The 19731-nt window shown below is 30.7% G+C and carries 19 protein-coding genes and 1 other annotated feature; of the genes, 15 read left to right on the top strand and 4 right to left on the bottom strand.

Annotation, left to right across the window (positions count from 1 at the left end; genetic code table 11):
* Window positions 1-486: 486 nt before the first annotated feature.
* The 10 genes from ACI48Q_RS18545 (at window position 487) to ACI48Q_RS18500 (ending at window position 9414) form a co-directional block, all read left to right on the top strand.
* Complete coding sequence (locus tag ACI48Q_RS18545; RefSeq protein ID WP_474920611.1) at window positions 487-1665, top strand: ABC transporter substrate-binding protein; 1179 nt, start codon at window positions 487-489, stop codon at window positions 1663-1665.
* A gap of 72 nt (window positions 1666-1737) precedes the next feature.
* A complete protein-coding gene (locus ACI48Q_RS18540) occupies window positions 1738-2643 on the top strand; it encodes a branched-chain amino acid ABC transporter permease (protein ID WP_474920610.1) in 906 nt (301 codons plus the stop codon).
* Between the two features lie 2 nt (window positions 2644-2645).
* Window positions 2646-3755 (top strand): branched-chain amino acid ABC transporter permease, encoded by a 1110-nt coding sequence (locus ACI48Q_RS18535; protein WP_474920609.1) that lies wholly within the window; start codon window positions 2646-2648, stop codon window positions 3753-3755.
* Window positions 3736-4518: an ABC transporter ATP-binding protein gene (locus ACI48Q_RS18530; RefSeq protein WP_474920608.1), complete on the top strand. Its 783-nt coding sequence runs from the start codon at window positions 3736-3738 to the stop codon at window positions 4516-4518. The genes ACI48Q_RS18535 and ACI48Q_RS18530 overlap by 20 nt, the downstream gene beginning before the upstream one ends.
* Window positions 4511-5221: an ABC transporter ATP-binding protein gene (locus ACI48Q_RS18525; RefSeq protein WP_474920607.1), complete on the top strand. Its 711-nt coding sequence runs from the start codon at window positions 4511-4513 to the stop codon at window positions 5219-5221. Before ACI48Q_RS18530 ends, ACI48Q_RS18525 begins: the two co-directional genes overlap by 8 nt.
* Before the next feature lie 139 nt (window positions 5222-5360).
* A complete protein-coding gene (locus ACI48Q_RS18520) occupies window positions 5361-6287 on the top strand; it encodes an alpha/beta hydrolase (protein WP_474920606.1) in 927 nt (308 codons plus the stop codon).
* Window positions 6288-6488: 201 nt separating this feature from the next.
* On the top strand, window positions 6489-7262 hold the full coding sequence (locus tag ACI48Q_RS18515) for a flagellar motor protein (RefSeq protein ID WP_474920605.1): 774 nt from the start codon (window positions 6489-6491) through the stop codon (window positions 7260-7262).
* 23 nt (window positions 7263-7285) lie between these two features.
* Complete coding sequence (locus ACI48Q_RS18510; RefSeq protein ID WP_474920604.1) at window positions 7286-8011, top strand: flagellar motor protein MotB; 726 nt, start codon at window positions 7286-7288, stop codon at window positions 8009-8011.
* Window positions 8012-8239: 228 nt separating this feature from the next.
* Entirely contained in the window at window positions 8240-9184 is a 945-nt protein-coding gene (locus tag ACI48Q_RS18505; protein ID WP_474920603.1) for a patatin-like phospholipase family protein, read from the top strand.
* 11 nt (window positions 9185-9195) lie between these two features.
* A complete protein-coding gene (locus ACI48Q_RS18500) occupies window positions 9196-9414 on the top strand; it encodes a hypothetical protein (protein ID WP_474920602.1) in 219 nt (72 codons plus the stop codon).
* A gap of 229 nt (window positions 9415-9643) precedes the next feature.
* On the opposite strand, the gene ACI48Q_RS18495 is transcribed toward ACI48Q_RS18500, so the two are convergent.
* From ACI48Q_RS18495 to ACI48Q_RS18485, 3 genes are all read right to left on the bottom strand, one after another.
* Complete coding sequence (locus ACI48Q_RS18495; protein WP_474920601.1) at window positions 9644-10327, bottom strand: P-II family nitrogen regulator; 684 nt, start codon at window positions 10325-10327, stop codon at window positions 9644-9646.
* Complete coding sequence (locus ACI48Q_RS18490; protein ID WP_474920600.1) at window positions 10308-11807, bottom strand: DUF1538 domain-containing protein; 1500 nt, start codon at window positions 11805-11807, stop codon at window positions 10308-10310. The genes ACI48Q_RS18495 and ACI48Q_RS18490 overlap by 20 nt, the downstream gene beginning before the upstream one ends.
* Window positions 11808-11907: 100 nt before the next feature.
* Window positions 11908-13407, bottom strand: a complete 1500-nt coding sequence (locus tag ACI48Q_RS18485; protein ID WP_474920599.1) for a DUF1538 domain-containing protein — start codon at window positions 13405-13407, stop codon at window positions 11908-11910.
* A 553-nt stretch (window positions 13408-13960) separates the two neighbouring features.
* Here ACI48Q_RS18485 and ACI48Q_RS18480 point away from each other — a divergent pair.
* The 4 genes from ACI48Q_RS18480 (at window position 13961) to ACI48Q_RS18465 (ending at window position 16932) form a co-directional block, all read left to right on the top strand.
* The gene (locus ACI48Q_RS18480) at window positions 13961-14698 is read left to right on the top strand and encodes a hypothetical protein (protein ID WP_474920598.1); all 738 of its coding nucleotides are present in this window, start codon (window positions 13961-13963) and stop codon (window positions 14696-14698) included.
* A gap of 167 nt (window positions 14699-14865) precedes the next feature.
* On the top strand, window positions 14866-15348 hold the full coding sequence (locus ACI48Q_RS18475; protein WP_474920597.1) for a peptide deformylase: 483 nt from the start codon (window positions 14866-14868) through the stop codon (window positions 15346-15348).
* 68 nt (window positions 15349-15416) lie between these two features.
* Window positions 15417-16124, top strand: coding sequence for a hypothetical protein (locus ACI48Q_RS18470; RefSeq protein ID WP_474920596.1), 708 nt, complete (start codon window positions 15417-15419; stop codon window positions 16122-16124).
* A gap of 67 nt (window positions 16125-16191) precedes the next feature.
* Complete coding sequence (locus ACI48Q_RS18465; RefSeq protein ID WP_474920595.1) at window positions 16192-16932, top strand: hypothetical protein; 741 nt, start codon at window positions 16192-16194, stop codon at window positions 16930-16932.
* Window positions 16933-17100: 168 nt separating this feature from the next.
* On the opposite strand, the gene asnA is transcribed toward ACI48Q_RS18465, so the two are convergent.
* Window positions 17101-18114, bottom strand: coding sequence for an aspartate--ammonia ligase (gene asnA / locus ACI48Q_RS18460; protein WP_474920594.1), 1014 nt, complete (start codon window positions 18112-18114; stop codon window positions 17101-17103).
* 55 nt (window positions 18115-18169) lie between these two features.
* Window positions 18170-18411: a binding site (T-box leader), on the bottom strand.
* Window positions 18412-18573: 162 nt separating this feature from the next.
* On the opposite strand from asnA, the gene ACI48Q_RS18455 reads away from it, so the two are divergent.
* On the top strand, window positions 18574-19605 hold the full coding sequence (locus tag ACI48Q_RS18455) for a phosphotransferase (protein WP_474920593.1): 1032 nt from the start codon (window positions 18574-18576) through the stop codon (window positions 19603-19605).
* The last annotated feature ends 126 nt before the right edge of the window (window positions 19606-19731 follow it).

Genomic DNA, 19731 nt, shown 5'->3' with positions numbered 1-19731 from the left:
TTGTAACATTCTACCTTAAGCTTATATATAAGACAGGAAATTAAATAATTACTTAATTAGATTCATATCTTTATACTGAGGATATGAATCTAATTTATTTGAATGAAATAAATGAAATTAACTTATATTTTACATGCATTTTTGTATATAAATAAGATGTTTATTTAGAAAATATTATAAAAATGATTGTATCAGTTAATGTAATATCAATTATTAGAAAAATGAATAAATAACATTTTGACATGCATATACAAGAATACAATAATTTAGTTATACATATTTTAATAAAAATTAAACAAATTAACAAAAAGTCGATAAATTTTCAAAAATAAATTAAGGTGCTCAATAATTCACATAATAACATAGGATTAACAATAGAAACAGGTAAAAAAAGCAATAATGTGGGTTTTAAACTATGAATGTATATTGTGTAGAATCATAACATAATTATTATGTAGTTATATTAATTCTAAAGGGGGTTATTCTGTGAAAAAGAAAATTGCACTATTGTTATCAATTTTAATGATCGGATCCACAGTATTAATAGGTTGTGGAAAGAAAAATGATGATACTAAAGATCAAGGTTCTACAAATAATCAAGATGTAATAAAAATAGGAGTTTTTGAACCACTTACAGGAGCTAATGCAGGTGGTGGAGAATTGGAACTTGAAGGAATTAAACTTGCAAATGAACTTTATCCAGAAGTTTTAGGAAAGAAAGTAGAACTTGTAGTTGCAGATAATAAATCTGAAAAGGTTGAAGCAGCAAATGCAGCAGCTAAACTTGTAGAAAAGGACAAGGTAACTGCAATTATAGGAAGCTGGGGAAGTTCATTATCAATGGCAGCAGGGGATGTAGTAAAAAAGGCACAGATACCAGCAATGGGGACATCTTGTACAAACCCATTGGTTACTCAAGGCAATGAGTATTATTTTAGAGTATGTTTTATAGATCCATTCCAAGGTACAGTAATGGCTAATTATGCACATTCAAAATTAAATGCAAAAAAAGTTGCTATTGTTCAAGAAGTCTCAAGTGATTATTCAATAGGTCTTTCTAAGTACTTTGTAGATGCTTTTAAAAAGCTTACTGGAGATGACAAGGCTATAATTGATATTGCTAACTACAATACTGGAGATCAAGATTTTACAGCTCAACTTACTAACATAAAATCTAAAAATCCTGATGCAATATTTGCTCCAGGTAATTTCACAGAATCAGCACTAGTAATTAAACAAGCTAGAGAACTTGGAATAACCTGTCCAATTATTGGAGGAGATACTTGGGAAACTCCTCAGTTTATAGAAATTGGTAAAGAGTCAGTAGAGGGAATAACTTTATCAACATTTTTTGCTACAGAAAAACCAATAACAGAGGAATCTAAAATATTCTTAGATGCATATAGAAAAAAGTACAATAAAGAGCCGGCAGCAGTTACAGCTCTTGGTTATGATGCTTATCTTATATTAATAAAAGCTCTTGAGCAAACAGGGGAAGTTAATTCAGTTAAGCTTAGAGATACATTAGCAAACATAAAGGATTTCCAAGGCGCAGCAGGAGTAATTAATTTTGATGAGAATAGAAATGCTGTAAAGGATGCAGTAATTAAAGAAGTTAGAGATGGAAAATTTCAATACTTAGACGTTGTTAAACCATCTAAATAAATATAAATATTATGGGAGAGCATTGAATAGTCATTGTTCTCCTAATTTTAAAGATAGAAAGAGGGGAACCAAATGGCTTTAGATATAACGTTTAGTATGCTTTTACAACACCTTGCCAATGGGATATCATTAGGAAGCTTATATGCTTTAATAGCTATAGGATACACCATGGTCTATGGAATACTACGACTTATAAACTTTGCACATGGAGATATATTTATGATGGCAGCATATTTTGCTTTCTATGGAATAGCTACATTTGCAATGCCATGGTACTTAGCGCTTCTAACAGCAATTATAATAACAGGAGTTTTAGGAGTTACCATTGAGCTTGCAGCTTATAGACCTATAAGAAATGCACCTAAGATTTCCATATTAATTTCTGCTATTGGTGTGTCATTTTTACTTGAAAATTTAGCTATAGTTGTATTTGGTGGAGTTCCAAAACCATTTCCACAGATTGAACTATTTACTAAAGTAATCAATATTGGTGGGATTACTTTTCAGAGGTTAACTATTATTATTCCAGTAATTACTATATTGTTATTGTTGGCATTATTATATTTAGTTAATAAAACTAAGATAGGAATGGCCATGAGAGCTGTTTCTAAAGATTATGAAACTTCCTCTTTAATGGGAATAAATATAAATAAAACTATTTCTATAACTTTTGCAATAGGTTCCATATTAGCAGCTGTAGGAGGCATAATGTGGAGTTCTAAGTTTCCTAATATTATGCCACTTATGGGAGTTATGCCAGGACTTAAGTGCTTTATAGCAGCAGTAATTGGAGGAATAGGAAATATTAAAGGGGCGGTACTAGGTGGTTTTGCATTAGGAGTTGGAGAAATCATGTTAGTAGCATTTATGCCAGCTCTTGCAGGCTACAGAGATGCATTTGCTTTTATATTGCTTATTGTCATATTGTTATTTAAACCCACAGGCATTATGGGCGAAAAAATTGCAGAGAAGGTGTAAATATGGGAAAGAACAAGAAAAGACGAAATTTAATATTAAACCTAGCTCTCATATTAGTAGTTATGTTAATTGTTCTATTACTTAATGGAACTGACGGAAGTAATGGCTTATTAGATTCATATAAGTTAAGAATCTTAAATCTTTGTGCTATAAATGTAATCTTGGCTTTAAGCATGAATCTAGTTAATGGATTTACAGGCCTATTCTCCTTGGGACATGCTGGTTTTATAGCAATAGGAGCTTATACTACTGCAATATTTACTATGTCGCCAGCAGTAAAAGAAATAAATTTTTTTCTTAAGCCAATGTTTGCTCCACTTGTAAATATTCAGACTCCATTTATAGTGGCACTTTTAGTTGCAGGATTAATATCTGCATTTATTGCCTTTTTAATTGGATCACCAGCATTAAGACTTAGGGGAGATTATTTGGCCATAGCAACCCTCGGTTTTGCAGAGATTATAAGAGTTGTAATCACTAATGCTCAGTCAGTAACTAATGGAGCCTTAGGACTTAAGTCTATTCCAACAAATACTAATTTATGGTGGACAACTATTTTAGCCATAATAACGGTTATATTTATAGCGTCACTTATAAATAGCACCTATGGGAGAGCTTTAAAAGCAATAAGGGAAGATGAAATAGCAGCAGAGAGTATGGGAATTAATCTATTTAAGCATAAAACTCTAGCCTTTGTTATATCTGCTTTCTTCGCAGGAGTAGGCGGAGGATTGCAGGCTAATCTATTAGGTACAATAGATCCAGCTATGTTTAAATTTACCCTAACCTTTAATATATTACTTATAATTGTACTTGGAGGAATGAGCAGTATTACAGGAACAGTTATAGCTTCCTTTGTAATTACTATAGCTGGAGAGCTATTAAGATTTTTAGATGAAAGCATTAACTTAGGATTTGTTACTATACCAGGAGTTCCAGGACTTAGAATGGTTGTATTCTCAGCACTTTTAATGGTAGCTGTATTATTCTTTAGAAATGGATTGATGGGCAATAAGGAGATTACTTGGGACAAGATATTTAACTTCTTTAAGAATCTGAAGAATTCCAAATGGACTAAAGGAGGTAAGCAACGTGGAAGTATTGAGAGTTAATGATATAACTATGCAATTTGGAGGATTAACAGCTGTAAATGAATTTGATTTAAGTTTAAATCAAGGAGAAATTGTGGCGCTAATTGGCCCTAATGGGGCAGGAAAGACTACTGCCTTTAATATGATAACTGGAGTATATAGTCCTACAAAAGGAACTATAAATTATGATAAGGAGTCAATTAATGGGCTAAAACCTGACTTGATAACTAAGAAGGGTATAGCTAGAACTTTTCAAAACATAAGACTTTTCAAGGAACTCACTGTATTTGAGAATGTGCTTATAGCTAACCATCTGAGAGTTAAAGCCAATTTTATAGAAGCTATAATATTAAAATTCTTCCCAGGAACAAGAGCTAATAAGGAAGAAAAAGAAATGAGGAAAAAGACCACAGAACTTTTAGAGAGAGTAGATCTTATAGATTTAAAGGACGAAAAAGCTAGTTCGCTTCCCTATGGTAAGCAAAGACGATTAGAGATTGCCAGGGCACTTGCTACAAATCCTAAAGTGTTACTTTTAGATGAGCCAGCAGCAGGCATGAATCCAAAAGAAACTGAGGATTTAACCACATTTATTAGAGAAATAAGAGATGAATTTAAGCTTACTATTCTTATGATAGAGCATCATATGCACTTAGTTATGGGAATTTCAGATAGAATTTATGTGTTAGACCACGGGGTAACTATTGCTAAGGGAACCCCTCATGAAATCCAAAATAATCCTAAGGTGATTGAGGCTTATTTGGGGGTGAGTGAAGATGCTTAAGGTAAATAATTTAGTTGTGAGCTATGGTGGAATAGAGGCACTAAAAGGTATTGATTTAAATGTAGAGCAAGGGAAAATTATAACACTAGTTGGAGCTAATGGAGCGGGAAAAAGTACTGTGCTTAGATCTATAGTAGGGCTTGTTAAAAAGAAGAGTGGCTCTATAGATTATAAAGGGAAGGACTTATCTACAATTAAAACTCAACAACTTTCAAGTATGGGTTTAACTCTCGTACCAGAAGGAAGAAGAATTTTTAGTGATTTAACTGTAGAGGAAAATTTAATCTTAGGTGCATATTCAAGAAAGGATAAGGAAGAGATTAAAAAGGATATAAAGTGGGTATATGAATTGTTTCCAAGATTACAAGAAAGGCAGTGGCAGCTTGGCGGTACTCTTTCAGGAGGAGAGCAACAAATGCTTGCAGTAGGGAGAGCTCTTATGTCTAGGCCTGAATTATTAATGATGGATGAGCCTTCCTTAGGGCTAGCACCTCTTATAGTTAAGGATATATTCTCTATAATACAAGAAATAAATAAAAAAGGAGTAACTATTTTATTAATAGAGCAGAATGCAAATTTAGCATTAAAAATTGCTGATTATGGCTATGTTCTTGAAACAGGTATAATCAAAATGCAGGGAAAAGGGCGAGATTTATTAAGTAATGAAGACATAAAGAAGGCATATCTAGGAGAAAGCGTATAAATGTAAAATAATGTAACCACCCCTAGGGTCATACCATATAATGGTATGACCCTAGGGGTGGTTACATTATTTGGGATATATTTTAAAGGGATGTTGTTATACTATTAATAGAAATATCATCAACTTGGAGGATGTCATTATGGGTGAAGCTATAGCATTTGGAATTATTGGATTTATATTGTTAATATCTCTTATAGTCATGTTATTAATAAGAAATCTAGCCTTTCGTGAACTAGTTTTAGGCAAGAAGAAGGATAAGAATATAATGTTTCAAATATTGAGAAATATGAAATCTTGCACGTTAGAAGAGTATGAAGCTTTAGATTTGAAACCAGTACAGGTTACTAGTGAGGATGGATTTAAATTAAAGGGCTATTATCTAGAGAATGAAAATTCTACAAATAAGGGTATTATAATTCTTCATGGATATACAGCTAACCATTATAGATCAACTCAATATGTAAATTTTTTAATAGAGAGGGGATTTAATATCTTGCTTGTGGATTCTAGAGCTCACGGAGATAGTGAGGGCTTATACGTAACCTATGGTGAGAAGGAAGTAAAGGATTTGGATTTATGGGTAGAATTGATGAAGAGTAAATTAGGTGAGAAAGCGATTATTGGAATTCACGGACATTCTATGGGAGCAGCTACTGTACTTATGTATCCCAAAATAGGGGAAGAAAAAATAAGTTTTATTATTGCTGAAGCTCCATATTCTACAGCAGGTGGAATTATGAAATATCAATTTAAAAAGGTAAGAATTCCTGCAAAAATTATGTATAGATTAGTTAATTTACATATAAGAAGAAAGTGCGGATTTTCAATGGAGAAAATAAATCCTGTGGAAGTAGTAAAAACTAGTAAAATTCCAACACTATTTATTCATGGAACTTTAGATCGGACAATACCTTGTGAGATGACTTTAGATATGTATAAATGTAAAGTTGGAATAAAGAAGTTACTTATAGTTGAAGGAGGATCTCATATCAACTGTTATTCTTTAGCTAAGAAAAAATATGAAATTGAAGTAGATGATTTTTTACAAGAAATACATATAATCTAAAAAAATAAAATCTATAGTAATATTGAGAAATTTTATGTAATATAGTGTAACAATATAATATATATGTCTAAACATGGGTGAGTGTAAGGTAATTACTTTTCGTTAAATGGAATTTATTTTTAAAGAAATTTATAATTAATATGTAATTTTAGTTTTTAATATACTAAGATAAATATTTTAATTATGAAGGTTGGGTTTTATATGGATTTAGGAATTATCATAAGCTTAATAATAGGATTTGGAGCTATTATTTTGGGGTTTACATTAGAAGGTGGAGCATTACATGCGTTATTTGAACCTACGGCAGCAGTTATTGTTTTTGGAGGTACAATAGGTGCTGTAGGAGTATCATTTCCTATGAAAACTATAAAGAAAATACCACATGCTTTGAAATTAGCCTTTACTCCACAGAAAAGAGATATTGATTCTCTTGTAGAATTAATGAAGGAAATGGCTATTAAAGCTAGAAAAGAAGGACTTCTTAACTTAGAGGCTTACGTTCAAAACACGTCAGTGGATCCCTTTATTAGAAAAGGACTTCAGATGGTGGTAGATGGTATTGAACCACATCTTATTAAAGGTTCTTTAGAAATAAAGGTTGAAAATATGTCTAATAAACGTAGAGAAGAAATTGCTGTATTTGATTCAGCTGGTGGATTTTCACCTACTATGGGAATTATAGGAACTGTAATGGGTTTAGTTCAAGTTTTAGGGAATCTTACAAACCCAGATGAGCTTGGACCTAAAATTTCAGTAGCCTTTATAGCAACTCTATATGGAGTTGGTACTGCTAATCTTTTGTGGATTCCAATTGCTAACAAATTAAAGGCTCTAGAAAAGGATGAAATACTTGAAAAAGAAATGATTATTGAAGGATTGTTGTTAATTCAAGAGGGGGTAAACCCAAGTGTATTAGCAACAAAATTAGAGAGTTTTATGGAAAAACAAGAAAGTGAAAAAGATAATATAAATTAATTTTATAGATAGGGGAAGACATCATGAAAAAAATTGAGGAAAAACATGAGAATAATGAAAGATGGCTATTAACCTATTCAGATTTAATAACTTTACTTATGATTTTCTTTGTAGTTATGTATGCAACTAGTAATTTAAATGCTGAGAAATATGAGAGAATGTCTAATTCTTTTAAAGGCGTTTTTGGAGGAGGAGAAAACATAGTTGGTATAGGGGGCGGTAGTTATTCTAGTAGTGAAGAGATTGGTTTAGTAGAAAAAGCTCCGAATCTATTGGACGAGCTATCCAATGTAAAAACAGAGGTAGATAAGTTGATTAATGAATCAAGTTTAAATAGTGTCATGTCTACAAAGGTAGAAGAAAGAGGACTTGTAATTAGTTTTACTGACAGAATGTTTTTTGAAAGTGGAAAAGCAGATACTACAGAGAAAATGAGAGCAGAATTAGCTGATGTTTCTAAAATATTAAAGGGAATGAGTAATTACATCAGAATAGAAGGTCATACAGATAATGTTCCAATAAAGAACTCACAGTTTGAATCTAATTGGCAGCTTTCAGCGGCCAGAGCAGCAAATGTGGTAGAAGATTTGGCTGATTTAGGGATTCCAGCAGATAGACTTTCTGCTATTGGATATGGAGAATATAAACCAATTTTCTCAAATGATACAGAGGGTGGTAGAAGTAAAAATAGAAGAGTTGATATAGTTATATTAAATTCAAAATCTACAGCTTCAGAGAATAAAAAATAGCAAAGGAACTGCTATAGCTATAGTAGTAGCCCCTATAAAGTATGAACATATATTATAATATGAGATAGTTAAATAATAAGATGGTGTCTACTGTTAACAACTTTTTCATAAGTGAATATAGTGCAAAAAAAATCTATACTTGATATACTTAAATAAGGCATTCCTTACTGTTTATTTGGATGCCTTAAGGAAAAGCTCAGTAAGTACCAGATTAGTAGGGGTGATGGAATGAAAATTGGGTTAGTGTTATCAGGTGGTGGTGGTAAAGGAGCCTATGAATTAGGTGTTTGGAGAGCCATAAAAGAACTAAAGCTAGATAAATATATTAAGGTAATTTCAGGTACTTCTATAGGCGCTTTTAATGCGGTACTGTTTGCACAGGATGACTTAGAGAGAGCCGAAATGCTGTGGGAAGAAGTCACTATAGAAAAGCTTTTACCTATTAATAATAAGGAAATAATAAAAAAAGGTATGGCTATAGCTGTAGGTATAAAGAGCTTAAACTTAGTAAAAAAGTACATGCCTAAGAAATTAGAATCTGGAGATGTACCACGAGAAGGGGTATGTGACATACTGAATAGCTATATTGATATAAAAAAGATGAAAGAATCAGGAAGAATATGCTATGCGGCATGTACAGAAATGCCAGATTTTACTCCAAAGTACTTTAGAATTAATGACTTTGAAGAAGAAGAGGGAAAAAGTGCAATTTTAGCGTCTGCTTGTCTACCATTAATCTATGAAAGTGAAGAGATTAATGGTAAGAGATATATAGATGGAGGAATGATTGATAATACACCTATTCAACCAGTATATGGAGAAGGCTGCGATGTAATAATAGTAGTATTACTTTCGAAAGAGGCAAATGTCAAAAGAAGTTTATATCCTAATGCTAAGATTATAGAGATACGTCCAAGCATAATGAAAGAGGGGGTTTTAACAGGAACTCTTAATTTATCGGAGGAATCTAAAAAACAAAGAATTCTGCAAGGTTATGAAGATTCTATGAATTTATTGGGACCAATAATGTATATGGCAAATGCTCAGTATGAAGATGAATTACAAAGAGCGCAGGAAGAAAAGAAAAATAACTCCTGGTGGAACGTGAAGAAAAATAAGATAAAGGAAGTGCTTGTTAAAGATAAGGAAAGTACTAAAGAAATATCCCGATAAAATAATTAAGAATGGAGAAAATACATGAACTCATAAGTAATTGCGGAGTTTTAAATAGTTTTAGCTACTGGACAATTCCTATAAGTTTATTAATAGAAGATAATAATGGAAGTTTAAATCTTTTCACCATAGAGGATTTAAGTCATAGAGTAGTGACTCCAGAGGAACATAAAAGGATATGGATTAACAAGTGTCAAAATTATTTAAGAGAAGAGAAAAGCAGTATTTAAATGGAAATATTTAAATACTGCTTAATTTATAACATCATATTATATTAAATTTATGTGATTCATAGAATAGAACTACCATAAGATTTTGATACATATATGATATTTTTATATTAAATTATTAATTTTTGTTACCCATTTCTATTTATAAATAGGTTGCTACTTTATACAAAAACTTAGAATTAAAATTCACAATATACAAATACTATTATAGCATAGGGTATTAAAAATATTATTTATTAGTAATTGGTGGTAGACCAGAAGCTTTGTTTACATCCATAGTGAACATTATCCCTTTAGCAGGATCATCAATATGTGTGGTGTCTTTTATAGCTGTAATTATAGCATCTGATTTTTCTTTATCAATAAGTATCATAACTATTTCCTTTTCAGGTTCAAGAGACATTGAGAAAAAGGTACTATGTTCATGTGAGCCAGCTCCCCTTGCATTAATTATGGTTGCACCTCTTGCACCTGCTGCAACAGCAGAATCTACTACTTCCTCAGCAAGTCCTCTATCTACTATAGTGAAGATTACTTCATACCCCATATTATCAATACCTCCTATTTGTGGTTTATCACTACAAATTTTACAACTTCTTAGACCTAAAACTTTATTTAACGGTAAAGAAAAAGCTATACCATGATTAGGTTTATTTAAATGAAAATCTTCAATTAGGACCTGATGAAGCTTATTTTCAAGTTCATTTTCTGAGACTATTAATACTATCTCTTTTTTTATTTCATTAAGACCCAATAGATCTAGAAGATGGCTCTTGGCAGTACCTTTTCCTAGAAAAATAGTTCCTCCTGATATCCCAATTTCTTTTGCCTCTTTTAAAACTTTGCTACCTGTACCTAAGTTTACAACGATAATAAACATGGTATATCCCTTTTTAACTGCAGCTAGTTTCAATTGATTCAACTCCTTTTTTTATAGATTTGCGTTTATATATTAAGCCTAAAATTTGTATGGCAATTAAAGGTGTTAATGCTACTAAAGCAATTATACCAAAGGCATCAATTAGTACATTAGCACCATCAATAGCTTCAGCGGCACCTTGAGCAAAGGCAAGAATGAACGTTGCTGTCATTGGACCTGAAGCTACTCCTCCTGAATCAAAGGCAATACCAACAAATATTTTAGGCACAAAGTATGACATAGCTATAGCTAGAAGGTATCCTGGTAAAAGATAATGCCATAATTTAATCGCAGGTACCATAATTCTTAGCATAGAAAGAGCAACAGCGAATGCAACTCCTATTGATAATGTATATAATATAACTTTTTTCTTTATATGTCCACTAGTAACATCTTCAACTTGCTCATTTAAAACATAAACTGCGGGTTCTGCAAATATTACTGTAAAACCGAGAATAAAACCAATAGGTATAAGAATCCAATTGTGTTCAAGAGAGGCAACAGCATGGCCTATAGCGCTTCCTGCTTCCATAAATCCTGCATTTACTCCAGTAAGGAACAAAACTAAACCTATAAATGTATATAGTAGGCCTTTTAAAGTTTTAATAAATTTCTTTTTTGATATCTTTAAAAAGAATATTTGGAATATACAAAACATGAGCAATATAGGCAATAAAGCTATTGCTACATTAAAAAATTCATGAGGAATTTCCTCTATAAAATGACGGAATACACCTTTAGTAACTGTAGAATCATAAGCTAAAGTTCCAGTTAATTTATCAACTTTGGATAATATACTCATAATAAGCACTGAAATTATAGGACCGGTGGAGGCGATTGCGGTTAATCCAAAGCTATCTTCTTCAGCCATTTTTCCACCTTTTACAGAAGAAACTCCTAAGCCTAGAGCTAGTATAAAGGGTACTGTCATAGATCCAGTTGTAGCTCCTGCTGCATCAAAGGAGATGGCCAGAAATCCAGAGGAAGAGAATATAGCTAATAAGAATATTCCTCCATATAGGATAGTTAAAATTTTAGACATTGGTATGTTAAAGATTATTCTCATTAATCCCAATACAAGTAATGCACCAACGCCAATTGAAACTACAATTAGTAGAATAGTTTTTGAGATTGCGCCTGAAGTTACTCCGCTTACTTGTAATGCTAAAACTTGTAAATCTGGTTCTGCTATAGTGATAAGGAATCCAAGAATGAATCCAAATATAACTATTAAATATATTTTCTTACTTTTTGCAAGAGATTCACCCATAAGAGAACCCATAGGCTGTATACCTATATCAGCTCCAAATAAAAATATAGAAAGTCCAATTATTACAAATATTGCACCAATAATGAATCGTAATATTAGATCTGTGCCTATAGGGGCCACAAAAAAATTAAGAATTAGCACTATGAGCGTAATTGGAAGTACAGCGAAAGTAACTTCTTTAAATTTGTTAATAAGTACGTTCAAATAGTATCAGCTCCTTTATATACTAAATAATAATTAAATATAAAAAATTTGTTTTAAATAAAGCATTTATATAGAATTTCCTATTAAAGATGGATTAACTTTAGGTCAGCGTAGGATCTGTTATTTCAACATCTTTATTTTTAGATTTTCTTTTATATAGTATTCCTAAAAGCTGAATGGCAATTAGAGGGGTTAAAGATACTAAAGCGATAATCCCAAAGGCATCGATTAATACACTAGCACCCTCAATAGCTTCTGCTGCACCTTGAGCGAAAGCTAAGATGAAGGTTGCAGTCATTGGCCCAGAAGCTACTCCTCCAGAATCAAAGGCAATACCAACAAAGATTTTAGGTGTGAAATATGACATAGCTATAGCTAATAGATATCCTGGTAAAAGGTAATGCCATAATTGAATCCAAGGCACCATTATTCTTACCATGGAAAGAGCTACAGCAAAAGCAACTCCAATTGATAACGTATACAGTATAATTTTCTTCTTTATATGACCACTAGTGACATCTTCAACTTGTTCATTTAAAACGTAAACTGCGGGTTCCGCGAATATAACTGTAAATCCAAAAATGAAACCTATAGGAATAAGAATCCAATTATATTCTAGGGATGCTACAGCAAAGCCTATAGCACTTCCTGCTTCCATAAAACCTGCATTTACTCCAGTTAAGAATATAACCAAACCTATAAATGTATAGAGCAAACCCTTTAATATCTTGATAAATTTCTTCTTTGATAGCTTAAAAAAGAATATTTGAAATATACAGAACATTATTAATAAAGGGATTAAAGCAAGTGATACATCAAACAATGCTTTAGGAAATTGATCTATAAAAGGGTATAAAATACCGTTTATTTCTGTAGAGTCATATGCTAGAGTTCCGGTTAGTGTGTTAACTTTAGCTAATATGCTCATTATAAGTACTGATATGATAGGACCAGTTGAGGCTATTGCGGCTAATCCAAAACTATCTTCTTCAGCTGCTTTTCCACCTTTAACGGAGGAAACTCCTAAGCCAAGGGCTAGTATGAAAGGAACTGTCATAGAACCTGTTGTAGCGCCTGCTGCGTCAAAGGATATGGCTAGAAATTCTGAGGAAGCAAATATTGCTAATAAAAGTATTCCTCCATATATTACGGTTAAAAGTTTAGATATAGATATGTTAAATATAATTCGCATCAATCCTACTACGAGTAAGGCTCCTACTCCAATTGATACTACGATTAGTAGACTAAGCCTTGATATAGCACCAGAGGTTACACCGCTTACTTGCCATGCTAACACCTGCAAATCTGGTTCCGCTATAGTTATAAGAAATCCAAGGATGAATCCAAATATTATTATTATATATAACTTCTTACTTTTTGTAAGAGAGGACCCCATGAGAGAACCTATAGGCTGTATTCCTATATCAGCTCCAAATAAAAATATACTAAGACCAATTATTACGAGTATAGCTCCTAGAATAAATCTAAATACTAAATCTGCTTCTATTGGCGCAACAATAAAATGAAGAATCAATACTATAATTGTAATAGGAAGTACAGCTAATGTAACTTCTTTAAATTTATTTATAAGTACATTCAAATATTATCAGCTTCCTTTCTATAATGAAATTTTCTAATCAGACACACTTATTATAGCCTAATAATTATAGTTATGTAAACAGAATCAGTTCATATTTAAGAAAATTTAAAAAATATTCATTATTACTACTAATAGTGGACTAGTGATAAAAAAATATAATTTTCTACAATATATAGTATTCATTACAATTTATAAATAGACTTATTTATTTGCTAAAATATTAAATAATGAAATTTTATATTATATATTATTCATCGAATATATTATAAATATTATATTATATATTATTCATATTATATGGATTTATTGCATATATAATAATCGAATAATGTTAAGAGTAATTGAAAAAATAAATATTTATCCTTATATTTCCACGTATAAATTGCAATAAATATATTATAATTAGTACAGTTGAGAAAGATATATACTATTTCTATCAGATTAGAGCTATATATGTAATATGTATATAGGTGCGATTAACTAATATAGAATTGAAATAAAGTAAACATAGAGGTTATAATTAAAAAAGAGTTAGTAAAGGAGACAATATTTTATGAAAAAAGAAAACATACATAGAATATTTATAACTACATTTATTATAGTGTGCTTCAGCTTTATTAAAGTGCTTGGAGCAGACCATTTATATAGATTTATGCATAACGATCAAGATGCCCTTGTTATAGGAGAAATAAGACATGTTGATGAAGATATTATTACTGTAAATGTGAGCAAGCAAATTACAAGTATTAAGGACTTAAATACACCTCCTATTAAGCAAAGTTCTATACCAGATAAAATAAAAATTGAAGATGTTGAGAAATATGCCCTGTTTTATGGAAGCACTTCTAGTGATGCTAGACCTAAAAAAGGTGATTATGTGTTAGCGTCTATCAATAAAAAAGGTAAAAATTTCAAATGGGCATGGGGAGTTTATAAGATAGATTCTACTGACCATAAAAGTCTTAACATACTTTCTGCTAAAAATGATTATGGTGCTAAAAAAGAAGCAGTTGCTATAAAAACTTTTGTTAATAGTGATGGAAAGGCTACCGAATTCGCCTTTGATAGTAGTAAGGTGTATTGCGATGGTGAGGTGATTTATGATTCAAGTAAGGACAAGTCTCTTATCTCTAATGGTGAAGAAAATTCAGAGGTGGAGTCTACAAGTAAAGAGGATGCGGATAAGGGAAATATTATATTTGGTATAAAAGAAGAATTAATCATATTTGTAGTATGTGTAGGTATAATAATGGGTGGAGTATACTATTTTAGACAGAAGAAAAAATTGTAAAATTTTAGTTTTTACTTAAATTATAGATAAAAAGATTAACTAGCTTTTAGTTAGTCTTTTCGTTATATATATATGTATATATTTTAGAGTAAAATAAATACATATATGGTATAATACTATAAAACTTTATAGTTAAGAATTATCATTAGAACTAAGGAGTGATACCCATGATTAAAAAAATTCTTTTATTAGGTAATACAAAATTGTATGAAAAAAGTATTATAGTAGAAAGGGAAGAGTTAGAATTTATAGAAGAAGTGGTACAAAATCTACATGATACCATTATAGATTTTAAAAATAGATATGGGGTAGGAAGAGCAATTGCAGCACCACAAATAGGAGTATTTAAGCGAGTAATATATATGTATATCAACAAACCAATAGTATTTATCAATCCTATATTAAGTTTTCCCGATGATGAGGTTATGGAAGTATTAGACGACTGCATGTCTTTTCCTGAATTACTAGTGAAAGTAAAGAGATATAAGAGATGTACAATTAGATTTAAGGATATGGATTGGGAAGATAATGAAATGGAGTTAGAAGGAGACTTATCAGAATTATTACAACATGAATATGACCATCTAGATGGAATACTTGCTACAATGAGAGCTATTGACGATAAAGCTTTATATTTAAAAAATGAATAGGAATTTTAAGCAGAATTATATTTAATAAGAGGAATTTGATAGATAGAATATATGTGGAGGTATTATAGATGGTAAAATCAAACTTAACCATAGAGCAAAAGAAAGCGGATATAGATTTATACATAATTATTATTACAACATTTTTGATTCTTGGAATCTTTATGATATTTCAGACCCAAGCTATAACTTTTGCAAAAGATAAAAATATCGGCATATTGATACGAACGGCAGCAATGACTTTTATGCAATTTGGGATTGCAGGTTTAGGAATTACTATTGTGGCTATTTTTAGGAAAGAAAGTTTTTTTAATTATGGGCTTAAATGGAAAAACTCTGTATCATCAATTTTTCTTTCTATATTAATGTTTGTGCCAAATGTTGTATTTAGCTTTGTAACAGGAACAGCAATTAGATATTCTCCTTTTCAGTCAGTATGGATGACAAAGGAAGTTTTATCAAATAGATTTCCTGTAAACATAGTGGGAATACTGATGATTGCTGTGGCGTGGGGATTTTTTGAGGGATTCAATTATGTAGTGATCAGTGAAAAAATTAATTTACGCTATCCTTCCTCAAATAAGTGGTTCAATAAAGGTGCTATTGTTTGTGCTATTATATGTATATTGATTCATGGAATAATTGGCATAACACCTGAAAATATCATTGAAGCAATTACAGTTTTCATTATTATCTATGGAATGTTAATGGTAAAAGAATTTACAGGCAATGCTTGGGGATGTGTATTTATATTTGTTTTTTTATGGAATGCATTTTAACATAGAATCTTATTGAAAAGGAGAATTTAGTAAATAGAGTCATAAACTATTTTTACTAAGATAATGTATGAGAAATAGAAATAAAGTATCAGTAATAATTATTACAATTATAATATTATGTTTTAGTCACATTATAGCATTTGCAGCAGATCACTTATATAGATTAATGCATAATGACCATCATGCACTTGTTATAGGAGAGGTAATGGAAATCAAAGAAGGATTTATTACTATAGATGTAAGCAAGCAAATCATAAGTTCCAAAGATATTAATTCCCCTCCCATAGATCAAATTTCAATAAAAAAGATTATAAATGTTGAAGAGGTTGAAAATTATTCTCTATTTTATGATAAAAAAGAAGTTGAAAGCAAGCCACAAAAAGGTGATTATATATTAGCCTCTATAAATAGAAGTGGAAAAGATTTTCAAAGTGCATGGGGAATTTATAAGTTAGATTCAGAGGATTATAAAACTCTCAATGTACTTTCTCCTAAAAATGATTATGGAGCCAAAATGGAAGCTGTTGCTATAAAAACCTTCGTTAATAGTGATGGAGTAGCTAATGAATTCAGTTTTGATAGAAGTAAACTATACTATGATGAAAAATTGATTTATGATTCAGCTCAAGATATGTCCTTTATTGAGAGTGATAAAGGAAAACAAGAAGCCAATGCTATTAGTAAAAACGAAGCAGCTAAGGGAAATGTAATTTTTGATGGTGATGAAAAGTTAGGGGTATTAATAATATGTCTATTGCTAGTAATAGGGGGAGCATACTACTATAAGAGAAAGAGAAGAAAAAAATAGTATTTCAATAAAAGAGATAACGATTAATTGTTATCTCTTTTATATATTAGATTTATATTGCCGTGGAAATGATTATGATTTTATAGCTATAAGATTAGAGTTTAAAGGGAAATAAGGCTGTATATAGATTTATTTTTATAGAAATCTATATAAGCCTTATAGAAATTATTAGAGTAGTGAAATATTATTTTCTTCACAATCCTTAATAATTTCATCTGTCCATACAGAAGATTGAACTTCTCCTACATGAGCTTTTTTTAGAAAAAACATACAAATTCTTGATTGTCCAATACCACCGCCAATGGTATATGGAAGCTGCTTATTTAATACAGATTGATGGTATTCTAAAATTTTTCTATCAGTACAGTCGGATACTTCTAGTTGAGCATCTAGTGCATATTCATCCACTCTGATGCCCATAGAAGATACTTCAAAGGCTCTTTCTAATACTGGATACCAAAAGACGATATCTCCATTTAAGCTCCAATCGTCATAGTCGGGAGAACGTCCATCATGTCTTTCACCTGAGTTTAAGATTCCACCAATCTCCATAATAAACACAGCACCATACTTTTTAGCAATCTTATTCTCTCTCTCTTTTGGACATAAATTAGGATATAGGTCCTCAAGTTCTTGAGAAGTAATAAAGGTAATTTCATCAGGTAATATAGGTTTTAAATTACGGTAGGTTAAGTGTAGATATTGTTCAGTAACCTTAAAAACGTCATAAATTTTTTTTACTACAGTCTTAAGGGTAGCTTTATTGCGCTGTTCTTTTAAAATGATTTTTTCCCAATCCCATTGGTCTACATACATAGAATGGAGATTGTCTAAAGTTTCATCTCTTCTTATAGCATTCATATCTGTATAGAGCCCTGTATTAGGTAAAAATTTATATCTTTGCAGCGCCATCCTCTTCCATTTAGCTAAAGATTGTACAACTTCTACTTTTTCATCTTTTATATCTAAGGCATCAAAGTTCACAACCCTTTCAATGCCACTGAGATTATCATTAATACCTTTTCCGCCCTTTACAAATATAGGTGCAGAAACTCTAGTTAGAGTTAAAGCTTCCGATAGATTTACTTCAAAAAAATCCTTAATTTTTTTTATTGCTATTTCTGTTTCAATAAGATTTAAACTAGGACAATAATCCTTTGGTACAAAAGTAGTCTCACACATAATAAATCCTCCTAACTATTATTAAATAAAAAAAACCTCTCATCCCTTTAATAAATAAAGGGACGAAAGGTAAAATTCCGCGATACCACCCAAATTAGCTGAAAAGCTCACTCATTAACAGTACAATAAAATACTGCTGAATTTTTAACGGTATTATTCCGCCTAAGCCTACTTTCAAAAAGATTTTGGTTAGGTACTCAAAGATGTTCTTCACTAAAGCTTTCATTATGGGACTTTCACCTACACCCACTCGCTGAGAATTTCTACTAAAGTTACTCTTCTTGTCATCGTAGTAAAGTATTAAATTAGTATCTATCATATTACGAAACAACAAGCATGTCAATAGATATAAAAAAAATTATAGTATTTTTATTGTATATGTCGATGTAAAAGTAAATATATTACATGTAAAATAATGTATAATAGTCATTAGAAATATAAAGTTTTGAGGTGAGATTCTTGAATAATAAAGAAATCATAGAGAAAAGTAAAGTATATGAGCTTTTTAGAGAATTTTTTGACTTAGAGATATTAAATTATTTTCTTAAGGATAATAGTCGTAGACAAGTGAATGATTATAGATATATAGCTAAGATAGAAGCTTCAAATGGTAATGGATACATATTAAAGATGTATAGTAATAGTTATAATTACTCTGAAAAAGTGGAAGGGTGGGCATATTTTACTAAAAAGTTATATGAGGAAGGTTTAAATGTGCCTATATTTTATAAAAATAAGTCAGGAAGATATAGTACGGAATTCATAATAGACAATCGTAAATATTTAGTGTGGTGTGAACAGTTTTTACCATATGAAACCTTAGAAGAGGATTTTGATAATAAGTCAACAAAAGTTAAATATAGTTTTCATTATACAATAGGAGGTTTTGTTGGGAGAATCCATACCATATCTAAAAATAATAATATAAAGGCTTCATGGAATGGTGCTATGGTATTGTTTGATACATTTTGTAAAGATGATAAATATGATGAGAATTATGAAAATGCAAAAGAAATATATGATAAATTTATAAACGTAGAAAGATATTTTAGCATAATGGATGAAATATGGAAAATCTATAATAAAAAACGAGATTATCTTAAAAATGTATATGAGGAATTACCAAAGGGAGTAGTCCAAGGAGATTTATCACTTAATAATATTATGGTAGATGAAGAAGTTAATCCAATAGCTATAATTGATTTTAACCAAAGTGGAAATGATGTGTTTGTCAATGAGATGATGCGTTGGGCAGTGTATTTATGCTTTGAATGTTTTGACAGTCTAGATAAATATGAAGGATTCAGACAATATCTTAAAGGATACAGAGAAAATTATAAATTAAACCAAAAAGAAATTATGTGCATTAATACCCTTTATAATATAATAAGAGCTTTTACAATAGTGAGGGTTGGTATTATTAATGGATATGAAGAGCAAAAGATAATGAAAAAATACATGAGGAATTATTATTTATTAAAGATGAGTTAGAAAGAAAATTGGAAGATATCTTATAATCATACAATTGTCTAAAAGATGGTTAATATTCCTAGAAGATTAAACTCCCATAGAGTCTATATATTTTTATATTTATAACAATATGTGTTTAACAAATTT

It is taken from the genome of Clostridium sp. LXY-7 (assembly GCF_056172015.1).
This window is presented reverse-complemented; position numbering and strand designations above follow the sequence as displayed.